The organism is Lactiplantibacillus brownii (assembly GCF_031085375.1).
Taxonomy (GTDB): domain Bacteria; phylum Bacillota; class Bacilli; order Lactobacillales; family Lactobacillaceae; genus Lactiplantibacillus; species Lactiplantibacillus brownii.
Genome location: NZ_JAVCWF010000001.1, coordinates 2,929,621 through 2,943,176 on the forward strand (window position 1 = coordinate 2,929,621; position 13,556 = coordinate 2,943,176).

At 37.6% G+C, this 13,556-nt stretch carries 12 protein-coding genes; all 12 read right to left on the bottom strand.

The features are described from left to right. Positions 1 to 11: 11 nt before the first annotated feature. The 12 genes from RA086_RS13680 to RA086_RS13735 all read right to left on the bottom strand — a co-directional run bounded on the left by RA086_RS13680 (position 12) and on the right by RA086_RS13735 (position 13,486). Complete coding sequence (locus tag RA086_RS13680) at positions 12 to 455, bottom strand: PTS fructose transporter subunit IIA (protein WP_308704324.1); 444 nt, start codon at positions 453 to 455, stop codon at positions 12 to 14. A gap of 354 nt (positions 456 to 809) precedes the next feature. Beyond that, entirely contained in the window at positions 810 to 2,795 is a 1,986-nt protein-coding gene (gene tkt, locus RA086_RS13685; RefSeq protein ID WP_308704325.1) for a transketolase, read from the bottom strand. 24 nt (positions 2,796 to 2,819) lie between these two features. After that, positions 2,820 to 4,190: a PTS ascorbate transporter subunit IIC gene (locus RA086_RS13690; RefSeq protein ID WP_308704326.1), complete on the bottom strand. Its 1,371-nt coding sequence runs from the start codon at positions 4,188 to 4,190 to the stop codon at positions 2,820 to 2,822. Between the two features lie 20 nt (positions 4,191 to 4,210). Next, positions 4,211 to 4,501: a PTS sugar transporter subunit IIB gene (locus tag RA086_RS13695; RefSeq protein WP_308704327.1), complete on the bottom strand. Its 291-nt coding sequence runs from the start codon at positions 4,499 to 4,501 to the stop codon at positions 4,211 to 4,213. Further along, a complete protein-coding gene (locus RA086_RS13700) occupies positions 4,479 to 6,596 on the bottom strand; it encodes a BglG family transcription antiterminator (RefSeq protein WP_308704328.1) in 2,118 nt (705 codons plus the stop codon). The genes RA086_RS13695 and RA086_RS13700 overlap by 23 nt, the downstream gene beginning before the upstream one ends. Positions 6,597 to 7,149: 553 nt before the next feature. Beyond that, positions 7,150 to 8,421, bottom strand: coding sequence for a glycoside hydrolase family 125 protein (locus RA086_RS13705; RefSeq protein ID WP_308704329.1), 1,272 nt, complete (start codon positions 8,419 to 8,421; stop codon positions 7,150 to 7,152). A gap of 286 nt (positions 8,422 to 8,707) precedes the next feature. Continuing rightward, entirely contained in the window at positions 8,708 to 9,196 is a 489-nt protein-coding gene (locus RA086_RS13710; protein ID WP_308704330.1) for a PTS sugar transporter subunit IIA, read from the bottom strand. 14 nt (positions 9,197 to 9,210) lie between these two features. Next, positions 9,211 to 9,594: a hypothetical protein gene (locus tag RA086_RS13715; RefSeq protein WP_308704331.1), complete on the bottom strand. Its 384-nt coding sequence runs from the start codon at positions 9,592 to 9,594 to the stop codon at positions 9,211 to 9,213. Further along, positions 9,581 to 10,162 (bottom strand): PTS transporter subunit EIIB, encoded by a 582-nt coding sequence (locus RA086_RS13720; RefSeq protein WP_308704332.1) that lies wholly within the window; start codon positions 10,160 to 10,162, stop codon positions 9,581 to 9,583. Before RA086_RS13720 ends, RA086_RS13715 begins: the two co-directional genes overlap by 14 nt. A gap of 44 nt (positions 10,163 to 10,206) precedes the next feature. After that, the gene (locus tag RA086_RS13725) at positions 10,207 to 10,707 is read right to left on the bottom strand and encodes a hypothetical protein (RefSeq protein ID WP_308704333.1); all 501 of its coding nucleotides are present in this window, start codon (positions 10,705 to 10,707) and stop codon (positions 10,207 to 10,209) included. A 15-nt stretch (positions 10,708 to 10,722) separates the two neighbouring features. Continuing rightward, the gene (locus RA086_RS13730; RefSeq protein WP_308704334.1) at positions 10,723 to 11,499 is read right to left on the bottom strand and encodes a MurR/RpiR family transcriptional regulator; all 777 of its coding nucleotides are present in this window, start codon (positions 11,497 to 11,499) and stop codon (positions 10,723 to 10,725) included. An 88-nt stretch (positions 11,500 to 11,587) separates the two neighbouring features. Then, the gene (locus tag RA086_RS13735; RefSeq protein ID WP_308704335.1) at positions 11,588 to 13,486 is read right to left on the bottom strand and encodes an alpha-glucoside-specific PTS transporter subunit IIBC; all 1,899 of its coding nucleotides are present in this window, start codon (positions 13,484 to 13,486) and stop codon (positions 11,588 to 11,590) included. Positions 13,487 to 13,556: the final 70 nt, after the last annotated feature.

Consider the following 13,556-nt stretch of genomic DNA (forward strand, 5'->3'; position numbering starts at 1 on the left):
ATCCCCTCCTTTTAACTAATCGCTTGATTAATCGCATCCAAGACAGCGGTTTGATCACCATTCTTCAAAATTTCCACAAAATCTTTATGAACTAACTTACGACTCAAACTTGCTAACAACTTCAAGTGCACGTCACCAGCATTGGCTGGCACCAACAAACTAATAAAAGTATTTACTGGTTTGCCATCCAGTGATTGCCATTCAATCTCATGCTCACTACGACCAAACAAAATCGTTGCCACTTTCACATTGTTAGATTTAGCATGAGGAATCGCAACACCATTCCCAAAACCAGTGGTCGATTCTTTTTCCCGTTCATGATAATCCGTGACCAACTGTGCTTCATTCTCAACAACGCCCAATGACTTGGCTAACTTTGCAAGTTCTGCTAAAACCTCATCTTGATTTGTTCCAGTTAACGCCATATTCATATGACTCGTTTCAAACATTGCCATGATATTCAGCTCCCTCATTTAATTTACAAATTCAGTATATTTGATAACGCTTACAAGGTTAATGGTCACTTTGTCACTGATCCTGTGACATTTTATTGTTTAGCCGAGGAATCAATCGATGACATGTGGGTTGGTGCTGATTGATTTGTATAAAAAATTAAAAAAGTACCTAACCAGAGAGATAGTTCTCTGATTAAGTACTCAAAATTTAGGCTCATAATCACCAAGATTTTAAACATCAACACATCATACAAACTCACTTTTAAATTACATCCTGATGCCCTGTTCCAGAGTATTAACTGCCTTGGCTTTAATAAACTCTCTAACAACCAACGTTAAACCTAATATACCAAATTAAAATTTATCCAAATATGCCTTAACAATATTTTCAGTTGAAAATCCATATTCTTTCATCATAATATTAGCATCTCCACTAGCACCAAAATGATTGATTCCAATATTAATACCATCCAATCCCGTGTATTGACTCCAGGCAAGTGTAGATCCCATTTCAATTGATACCCGGTTTCTAACACTAGATGGTAACACACTTTCCCGATATTCTTCGGATTGTTTTGCAAACAACTCAAAGCAAGGCATCGAAACAACAGACACATCAACATCGTGTTTGCGTAATTCCGCTTGTGCCGAAAGTGCTAATGTCACCTCTGATCCAGCTGCCATCAAAATACCATCAGGGACTGCAGCATGACCGGCAGATAATGTGTAGGCACCTTTGCTGACACCAGCCTCAACTGCTGATTTATACGCTGTTAACGTTGGTAGATTCTGACGTGAAAGTGCAAAAGTAGCTGGATAATTAGTCTGATTCATTACACATTTCCAAGCAGCAATTGTTTCTAATGCATCACCTGGCCGAAAAACCAACATTCCAGGCATCGCTCGTAAACCATCTAGTTGTTCGATTGGTTGGTGAGTTGGCCCATCTTGACCTAATGCAATTGAATCATGGCTAAACAGGAACAAACTTGGAATCTGTTGTAGCGCCGCCATGCGCATTGAATTCCGCATATAATCTGAAAATACGAAGAATGTACTGCCAAATGTGCGTGTCCCACCGTACAATGTGATGCCATTAACTGCGGCACCTTGCGCAAACTCACGCACACCATAAAAAACATTCCGATTTTGAGGCGTTGTATCGCTATAACCAGCATCATTTTCAAAGTATGTCTTATTAGAACTCGAAAGATCGGCAGAACCACCCCAAAACTCAATTTCACTATCTTTAGTGGCCTGCAACAATTTATGCATCGTCACTCTGGTTGCTTCGCTATCAGTAATATCAATTGCCAAATCATGATCTGTAAGCTTAGCATCATGATGAAAATTATCTAAAAGTTTCTTAGCTAATTTTGGATAAACTTTCGTGTAAGCTTTCAAAGTGTCCAGCCATTTATTCTCTTGCTCAATACCGTTATTATTGACTGATTTGAATGTTTCGTATACTTCCGATGGTACAATGAATGGTGCATCAGGCCATCCTAATGTCGCTTTAGTTTGTTTGATTTCGTCAACCGTTAACGGATTTCCATGTACACTGTTTTGGTTTGCGTGTGGCGAAGCATACCCAAGAATCGTTTTAACTTCAATTAATGTTGGTCGATTAGATTCATCGTCTGCTACTTGTAAGGCTTCATCTAACTTTGCTAAATCATTCCCATCGTTAACCCGTAAGTAGTTCCATCCATCAGCTTCAAAACGTTCGCCGGCATTGTCACTTAACTCCTTATCGGCGCTAGAATCAAGCGTTACATTGTTAGAATCATATAGAACAACCAGATTATTTAACTTTAAATGACCTGCTAAACTAGCTGTCTCATGACTGATTCCTTCCATCAAGTCACCATCACTGACAATCGCATAAACTTTATTATCAATAACTGGATAACTTTTACGGTTGTACAAGGCAGCCAAGTGCTTTTCCGCCATTGCCATACCAACTGCCATGCCTAATCCTTGCCCAAGTGGACCAGTTGAAGCATCAACACCTGGCGTCCCAATCTCTGGATGACCGGGCGTAATACTTCCCAATGTGCGAAATCTTTTTAGATCATCCATTGAAATATCGTATCCAGCTAAATGCAAAGTTGCATAAAGCATTGAAGAGCCGTGTCCAGGTGAGAGAATAAAGCGATCACGATTAAACCAAGTTGGATTACTTGGATTGATTTTTAAATGCTTTTTAAACAATAAATACATCATCGGCGCGGCATCTAATGGAAAACCCGGGTGTCCCGAATTCGCGTGTTGAATCATATCAATACTAAGCGCACGAATTGCATTTACTGCAGCTTGGTCTTTATCATTAAAACTCATAATCAATACTTTCCCCTTTCAAACCTATTTTGCTGTCGTAGCAGTTTTGTGACTTGAACGACGACCAACAAATACAGATGCTAAGATAAATAGTACAAAAGCAATGAGAATACCAGCTGCAATTGCTGCAACACCACCGGCATGACCAAGCCAGCCCACATATGAACCAACAATCCCAAAGTCCGAATCTGAGAACATTGCATTGCCTAAGCCAACTTTACCAAGCACTGGAATTAAGGCTAATGGTAAGAAACTGATAAAGATTCCTTGTACAAATGCACCTATAATTGCACCACGACGACCACCAACAGCATTACCAATTACGCCAGAAGTTGCACCACACATAAAGTGAGCAACGACCCCAGGAATAACGATCACAGTATGCAAACCGATCATGGCAAACATACTCAACACCCCACCGACAAAGCTTGAGAAGAAACCAACAATTACGGCATTAGGTGCGTATGGGAAGATAATTGGGCAATCCAATGCAGGAACAGCATTTGGAACTAAGCTTTCTGAAATACCTTTAAATGCAGGAATGATTTCGTTAAGAATTAACCGAACACCTGCCAAGATAACATAAACACCGGCAGCAAAAGTACCAGCCTGGATAATTGCAAAAACAATGTAATTAACATCACCACTCATTTTGCCAACATAGGCTGGACCAGCAAAGATTGCCAAAATAACATAAATAACAACCATCGTTAACGTAATGGAAACCGTAGAATCACGTAAGAAAGAAACACTTTTTGGAATGTTTAGATCCTCGGTAGACTTAGACTTGTCACCGAATGCCTTGGCAACAACACCAGAAATAAAATAGCCAAAGTCACCCGTATGAGCTAAGGCAACACTATCTGTCTTAGTTACTTCACGCATAAATGGTTGAAGTAGCGCCGGCATCAACGTGTCTGCCACTCCTAAAATTAAACCACCTAATAAAATCAATGGCCAAGTAGAGAAACCCGCAACTGACATAATCACTGCCAACATTGCAGACATATATAACATGACATGTCCTGATAAATAAATGTATTTGAAGTTAGTAAACCTTGCTAATAAAACGTTCACAATCATACTTACCAACATGATCAAAGCAGTTGAACTACCATATGTTACTAAAACCTCAGCAACCACTGCTTCATTATTCGGAATAACACCCTGAACATTAAAAGCATGAATAAACATCTTACCCATTGGCGCCAGTGAACCAGAAACAATCCCTGCACCACCAGAAAGTACCAAGAAACCGATAAAGGTTTTAATCCCACCAGTCATAACATCAGAAAAATTTTTCTTTTGTAAAACTAATCCTAAGACCGCAATTAAGGCAACAAGTATAGCTGGAGTCCGAACGATACTAATAATTAAATCAAGTGTAGCACCCATTTTAAATTCCTCCGATCGACTTAGAGCTCGCCATTATCTTTCAAATATTTTTCAACTTTCGTTTTTAATTCATCTTTATCGATAATGCTATCCAATACTGTGACGTTTTCTTTTCCTAATCGGTCTTGAGCCGCATCTGCTAAATCACGACCAACAAAGAAATGATCTGCCATATCCTTGCTTGCACTCCCCATATCCATATGAGTGGTCTCAACATCTTTAACGCCGATATCCTTTAAAATATCCGTAATGTTCATTTCAACCATAAAACTTGATCCTAAACCTGTACTACATACCGCTGCTAATTTCATGTTTTTCACTCCTTAAAATTACATCCATAAATTCTTGCCCATTTTCTGTTTCAAATAATTGTTGTAAAGTTACCTTATTACTAAGTAAGCTTGCCAGCTCAGATAGCGCTTTCAAATGTGCAGTAGCATCAACGGCCGCCAATACAAATATCAATTGAATTTTATGCTTTGAGTCAACCAAGTCTATTGAATTATTGAGTTTTAACACCGACATGCTTAAATGATTAACACCAGTTTCTGGACGTGCATGTGCCAGCGCAACTTTGCTACCAATATTAATATATGGACCGTTGTCTTTAACACTTTCAATCATGGCAGTTACATATGAATCTTTAATATCTTTATTTTCTAATAACGGTTTTGCCGCTAATTTAATGGCTGTTTCCCAAGACAAGTTCTTAGAATCAGCAAAAGTTATCGTATTGGGTTTAACCAACTCACTAAGCATTGGTTGATACCCCCTTTCAAATTTTGGCTTAGGATCAATTGAAAAGGTTAGAACCTCTTTTAACCCAACAATTAGACCACTAATATTCTTGATATCAGCATTATCTGCAATCACATCTAGCAGTGAATGAATCTGATTTAATTGTCCTTTTGAATTAACGACATTATGAATAGATAATTGCTTTTGTAAATAATTCAATCCGTTTTCATCTAATATTGGATCAACTTTAATAACATCTCGATTCAATTTTCCTAATGGAATGGTTGAGATGACAATGCTATCTTTAATCTTTTCCATAGACTGATATTGTTTTTTTGAAATTGGGCCTGATAATTTCAAATCTGGAAAAGCTTTGTTCAACTGGGCCATCAAAAATCTCGAGGTCCCGATACCACTTGAACATACAATTAGCGCAGACTTACTTTCTTGACTTTCACGGACAACTTGAGCGCCAAAATAAATTGCTATTAATGCAATCTCATTCTCAGTAAGCTTTCCCTCACTTAATTTTTCAAATGGATAAATTGAAATCTTTGTATAAGTATATACATCTGGATAATCGTCACGTATTTTGGCAACCATCCCATCTACATATTGATGATGATACTTAACCCGGTAGTAGGTAGAAAGTAAATGAATATATAACTCACGACTTAATTGTTTTTCATCTTTAAAAGCAACACCTGAAATTTGCTTAAAATTTTCAACAATTGCATTTGATACCTTAACAATGTCCTTTTTTACATCATTACGTCCCTGGGTATTCAATTGCCCTTCTAATAAAAGACTTTCCAAGTAATAGCATTCATCGGTGTACTCAACCAGTTCACTACCAAATTGAATAATAAATGAATATGCCAGATTATATTCATTGCTTTTTTCCATCTCATTCCGATCAACATCGTTCATCAAAAATGTTTTGAATTTTAAAATACGATTGTTCATCATTCGATGTAATACTAGCGAATAATAGCTTTCAAGAAATAAAACCATATCATCTGAATATGTTTTATTAGTACCTTTTTCAACGGTTTGTATCCAATCATTAAGCATAAGACTCAGACTTATTAATTCTGAAAGAGCAGGAATTGTTTTGGCTTTATTTAGAAAAACACTAAGTAGATGATGATGCTCACGTAACTTAACCTGCATATAATTTCTAATCAGTAATTCTGATCCAATCAACTGATGACCAGTCTGATTAGCAACAACTTTGATTTTATATGGCTTCAAATCAGTCTTCAGTTGTGACAGATCGTTTAAGATTGTATTTTTACTGACATTCTCCCATTCAACCAACATTGGCGTTGTAACTTGATCACCCAGAAAAAGTAATAACAAGTCAAATACCTGCCGTTCTTGACTAGATAATTTACCAATATGAAATGCTGTATTCTCACCGAGTAATTTGAGACCTTCCAATTGTCGTTTGGTACCGTCTGGTAAGAAATAGCCTTGCCTATAAACATTTCTTGGTGGCTCAATATGTTGTTCTAAACACTTGTTACTAATATTCGAAATAAATGAATAAACAGATCTTTTTGAAAAACCCATCTTTCTTACAATTGCATTGATACTTTGATAACCATCGGCCTCAATTAATATCTTTAGGAGTTTCATTTCATTATCCGTAAAATGTATCGTCATGACTAATACCTCCTACAATCACTATTATATGAAAGCGCTGTATAATTCAAAAGAGCTAAACTTGCACACTCACTTGTGCAAATTTGAACTTATGATTTTTAACCCTATTTTTCTTATATATTGCTACAAAGTACTACTGGCAATTTTTGAAAAATTAAAATTGATATCCATATTCATTCCAAACTATTCATAAAAGTAAAAAAATAGACTCTCATACAGATTTCCCTTGAAAGCAGAAATTTGCATGGGATTCTTGATTTGTACCCAATCTTATTTAAGGTATTGGTCAAGACCCAAACACCATTTTACAAAAGAAAGCAAATTCTCCTGTTGATTGAACAAATAATTTCTTCAATGCACTTTATGACCGTTGGACGTGATATCACACTGCCACCCAAACGATCAAATCCATTTAAGTCTCTCAACTTCGTTCAACCATCAAGCAAATTCAAATTCATTAATCGTTAAAAATGAATAAGTGCCCTATTTCCGTATTAGTAAAATACAAGAAATAGGACACTTGTTTGCTATGTTCAGATTTCAGATCATCCTTTTAAACGCCTAATACATCCAGTGCTAACTCACAATACGTCATATTTGCCCACGAGAACCAATCGCGAGTATATTGACTAACATCATCAACACTCACACTCTCATGACATTGATCAGTCTCATTATCAGTCGCAGCGATTTTTTCAAGTTGCGCAACTTTCACGGCTGGATCAGTTGACGTGAGACCTTCCATTGCTAAACTAATTGGCCAAACATAGGCTTCTGGCGTGTGGTTGCTACCAATTCCGGCTAAAATTTTTCCTTCATAATAATAAGGATTTTGTTTACTTAGAATAAACTCTCTAGTATTTTGATAGATTGAATCATCAATTGATGTGTAGCCAATAAACGGTAAGGCCAATAAACTCGGCACATTAGCATCATCCATTAGTTTCTGATGACCAAGCCCATCAACTTCGTAGGCATAACCTACTTGACCTGTTGGGAGTGTCACCATGGCATAATGCGTAATTCCTTGTTTAATCGCCTTGACTAACTTCTGGACACGCACCTTCAATGCCGAAAATTCGGTTGGAATCAGTGGCGTTATTTGTGACAGAACAGCTACCAAGAACATATTGGATGGCACATGATAACCGTACTCACAGGCATTATCACTGGGCCTAAAGCCATCCCAAACCATCCCTGTATAACCAACTGGAGTTCCTTTACCATCATTGGTCAAGGTATCATTAGCTGGACAATCGACGCGCTTAAAATAGTAAGAAGATTGATCATGGTGTTGCTCAGTTTCTAAGACCGTCATCGTTACTGACAAAGTCTGCCAAAATTCATCGTCCAGGAAGTCATGATTGTCAGTATTTTTATATAATTTCAATGCCAGAAATAATGGCGCACATAACGAATCAATTTCAAATTTGCGTTCCCAAACCAAATCAGAAACTGGAATGTCAGAATCGTCATCACTCCAATGTGCCCCTGAAGCGGTTTGATTAAAAGCATTGGCATACGGATCATGTTGCACATAACGCAATTCACGCCGCAACACCCCTATCAGAATGTTTTTCAATTCAGGAACCGCTTTCATTAATTTGATATATGGTAAAACTTGGAACGTCGCATCCCGCAACCACATCGCCGGAATATCACCAGTCTTAACAAAGAATGTCCCATCGGCTTCAGCACTGGTCGCTTTAGCTACGGCATCACTCAGTAAACTGTGGAACAAGGCCGTCGTTTTAGCCGTTGGTAGTGTCTTTTCAGCCGAATAGGCATCAATTTGGGCAATAATTTCCCTTAAATTCGTATCCATGATCTACTCCTCTTTAGTGAAGATACCCAAATATCATTGGGCATTTCAAATAATTAATTTAATAGGCTAAATTGACTTGCATAGATAATCTTCAGTTATCCTATTAATCAATTTTAGCATGCCAGCTACAGAATTATCAGCTACATCGATGTATAAATTTTATAATACTAAACAACCACCCTAAATCATACTCATCGAATCCGTTAAAACCATCGTTACAACCTCACTTGCCTAAAAAAACCGGATAATAATTATCCGGCCTTTCGCATCATTATTTGAATTATAACTAACCCTTTTGGTAGGTTAATGTTCCCACAGCATCACCATGATCCACATATTGTGGCTCAACAGCTGGTATAGCATCAATCTTGTCCATATTCGTATAAACAATCACGATAGTCGTTCCTTTACCACCAGCCTTAACTTTATCAAGATCCATTGTCGCTAATGGTGTATTCGTCTCAACTTTGTCGCCCGCCTTGACTAACATCTCAAAGGGCTCACCATTCAGTTCAACTGTATCTAGACCCATATGGACTAACACTTCTAAGCCCTCACTGGTCGTAATGCCAATTGCATGTTTTGTCGGAAAGACGGTCGACACTGTGCCTGCAACTGGAGAAACAATATCATTATGAGCTGGTTCAACAGCAAACCCATCACCCATCATTTTTTGTGAAAACACGTCGTCTGAAACTGATTCAATTTTAATTAGTTGACCGGTAGCTGGTGCAACCACTGCTTCTACTTTACTTTTCTTAAATAATTTAAACATTATAAATCCTCCATTCAGGTTAGTGACTGCCGTTTACAAATTTCGTAATGGCAATTTTCATCTAAATCAATCGTTGTAATCGATAGCGTACTTGATAGCGTTTTCAAATCTGCCAATTTCAATCCTTGCGTGACGCGCTCACCTTGATTAATATAAAATGTTACAAGATCATCAGAAACTGCTGGTAATTGCATTAATAAACTAGTTTTTGAATTATCCGCTACAATTCTAATTGTACGCTCAGAACGTGAATACGCAGAGATGTGGCCAGATATCGGCGCATAAATGTTAAGATCATCACACTTCATAACAATCTGTAACTTATGCTTGCTATCACAGACATGGTAAACGCTGTTAGCCGGTAATTCTATATGAATGATACGTTTAATTACTGTCATGATGCATAAGTTCTTTCGTTTTATACATATTCATCATTAACATTTGCCTAGCAATATCAGTCGCATCCGCGATTTCTACAAATATTCGATTCCCGACAGTCTTTACGGACGTAACCCCAATGCCTAGCTGCAACATAATATCAAACGGATCAACCCATGACACATCTTTTACTTGTACCATTACTTGATCGTTGGTTACTGTAATTTGCTGAATATTGCCATCTAAGCCAAAACACTCGTAAAGCATCGTAGCTTTTTCGCCAACTGGCGTAAGACCATATTCATCAAGTTCAGCATCATAAATATCCAACCCTGATATTAGTTGCCGCATTACGCTAAGTATTTGGGGGACGTCTAAGCCGACTATCACTTGAATCGCTTTTCCGTGTCGAACAACGGTCATTGCGCCATCTGCAATAAATTGCTGATTAGTGGCCACTGCACTAGTGTCATTCACAGAGACCCGAATTCGTGAGGCACAATTAACAATCTCATCAATATTTGAGCTGCCACCCAAATCTTTCAAGTAATCAACCGCCTGTTGTGAGAAACTATTTCTTTTTCCCATCCTAGACATCCTCCTGAATCATTAACTATTTTTTAGAACAAGCGTTAATGAATTATTAATCTAATAATTATCACGAGACAGAACAGATAAGCGACACTTGTTAGATATAACATAACCTTGACTTGACTAAACTTAGCAAATTTTTGATCTGGAACTTGATTTGAAAAGAATAAACAAGCTAAACCAACTACAAATAGTATTACATTACCTAATAACAATTGCGCAACCGTTAGCAAGATCATTGTGCATTTAAAGACCCGTCGATGCTGTAACATCACTTGCCGAAAATTCCATAGGGTATATGCACAAACCACATCTAGTAAAGCAACTATTAGCATTACTGTGGCGTATGGACTAGCCGTAAGTGCTACCACTACTGTCTGACTTTTCTGGTTAGCATTCATTAGGATATACAATAGGTAAGCGATTGGAATGATCCCTAAAATTGCAATAAATGCTTGGTACGATCGTACTAGGTTCAAATGCGCAACCTTGAAACCAACTGCAATCCAATTTGAAATCTTTTTATTTAAAGTACCATTCACAATCAACCACTCCTTCTAATTCTCCAGTGTCTTGTCCGTATTACCAATATAATTAATCAGTCCCATACTAAACAAATCTATTAAAACGTGCAGATCCGAAAAGAACTGTTCTTTACGATTCTCATAATTAACATTTTTCGAAACCGTATCATAGTAGAGATTATATTTTGCTATTTGTGACAACTTATTTTGTCTAAATGAAGTAAATGCAACAGTTTGCACACCTTGTAAATTAAAGTTTTGGACCATCTTCAAGACAACTTCATTCATTCCCGTATAAGAAATAACAATCAAAGCGTCATTAGCATCAATATGTGTTCGGCTCAATCCCATTTCATCCACTGCGCCAGGAAAACTAAAAGCCATTTTGCCTGCCAGATACAAATTTCGTTGTAACTGCTGTGCAACAATTTGCTGCTCCCACCCAGTTGAATAAATAAAAATCGTTTTTGCTTGATTCAACGTTTCATAAATATCATCTAGCTTGGTACTCTTAAACTGATTAGACATCCATAATACTGACTTGACGGTTTGCGAAACAAAATCAATATTAACGTCTTGAACCTGTTTCGCTTCTTCTTGTAATAAATATTTAAGCTGACTAAAACCAGTTAATCCTAATTTTTGACAAGCTCTAAATATGGACGACTTAGAAAACAATGACTTCGTTGCAACATCTGCTAAACTTGCCTCTCTAACCATCGCTCGATTTCGGTTAATAAACTGAATAATTTCTTTATCCGTTTCATTTAACTCACTAAAGTGTTCGTTTTCCAGAGCTTCTAAATTCAAATCGCATCCCTCAATCCAATTTGTTTGTTAGTTTAGTAACTTTTGTGTTTACTAAAACCTTTTAGATTGTAGCACGCACATTGGATCATTATTTTAATTGCCGTTTAATCGCCGCCGCGATTTCATTACCGTTTTCAATCTTGATAATAACCTGATTATCCTGACATTGAACCTGCTGAACACCAATATTTAAACTCTTAAAGATTGCTTCTGAATCGACCGTTGTCGAATCTTTAACTTGAGTTTTAAGACCGTCGCTCAATGCCTCAACACTAACAATATTTTCATTTGTTCCCATTGAATCCATTAACAAGGCAGCGTTTTGACTCATTGGATCTACTGGCTGCACTGGGATACTTGGAGAAGTATTATTTTCATCATTACCGGACATTAATCCTTGGATCGACTCTAATACTTGTGGCACGTCCAAACCAACAATGATTTGTAATGCTTTACCATGGCGAACAACGCCAACCGCTTTATTTGCTTTAAAAGTTGCATCATTTGCAACTTTGTTTTCATCGTTAACGGTAATCCGTAGTCGTGTTGCACAACTCGTAATTTCTGCAACGTTAGTGCTGCCACCTAAAGCATCTAAGTAAGCGGTCGCCCTTTCAATATACGGATCATCAGTTTTTGTGCTACCTGTAATAGTTTGGCCATCTGCTTTACGACTCTTATATTCCTTTTTAGTCATTAGTGTCGCTGTTTCAGTATCAGCTTCTCTACCAGGAGTAGCATAATTAAATTTTTCAATTAAAAACTTGAAAACGATAAAGTAAATGCCACTAAAGATTAAGCCAATAATGATTTGTAAGACATAACTGTTCCAATGGTTTTGCCACAATGGAATCCAGTTCTCAGAAGCAAACCCAATTAAACCTAAACTGAATTCACCAACAATCCCAAAGGCATACATCATTGCGTCCATAGTGGCCGCAAGCAAAGCATGCACACCCCAAAGAACAGGTGCTGCAAACAAGAATGTAAATTCTACTGGTTCTGTAATTCCGGCCATCAATGCAGTTAAACCAGCTGGAATCAATAAAGCAGCAGTTGCTTTTTTCTTAGAAGGACGCGCAGTGGCATAAAATGCCAAACAAATTCCGAGAATCCCAAAGACTTTTTCATTCCCGTACATTGCAAATCCCATTTGTGGTGCTAAGACCTTTAAAGGCTTAGTTGAAGCAGCAAACGCTGATAAGTGTGCAAACCACCATGGTTGTAACCCGCCGGCAACTGCTGCTGGCCCATACATAAATGGAATGTAGATAAAATGATGCAAACCAGTTGGGATAAGCACCCGTTCCAAGAAACAATAGACCCAAACCCCAATGACACCAGATGTTTTCATAAACCCTTGTAGTGCTGCGATTCCTAATTGAATCTTCGGCCAAACCATGCAGGTTATCAATGCCAAAGGAATCATGGCAATATATCCAAGAATGACAATATAAGCGGATCCTTGGAAGGTTCCCAACCAATCAGGTAATTTCTTGTCAAAATATTTATTGTGTAACCAAACCGTAATTCCAGCAACAATTAAAGCCCCGACAATACTAGTATCCAAGGTTTTAATACCTAGAATTTCAGTTAGACCGCCATTTGTTGAATTGGCTACGATTTGGGTCTTAACAAAATTATTAACCCCAAAAGCTGGGCCCCAAAAAGTCAACATTGAGTTAATCATGTAGTTCCATGAAGCATAAATAACAACTGCTTCCATCGCTGCCCGACCACCAGATTTTTTAGCTAATCCAATAGGCAACCCAACTACGAATAATAACGGAATAATATCGAAAACTGTGAACGCACCAGCTTTTAACGTACTCCATACCGCATACCAAGTCGTGGTTGTTGCCGCCAATGATCCAAAAATCTCTTGGTTCGTCATTAAAATACAAATCGCCGTCATAATACCAGCAAAGGAAAAAAGCAACACTGGCGTAAACATTGCAGCACCAAAACGCTGTAACTTCTGCATCATAATCATTCATCTCACTTTGATAATTGCTAAAAATAAAGGAGGGCACCCTTATTCATCTATCTAAGTTTGC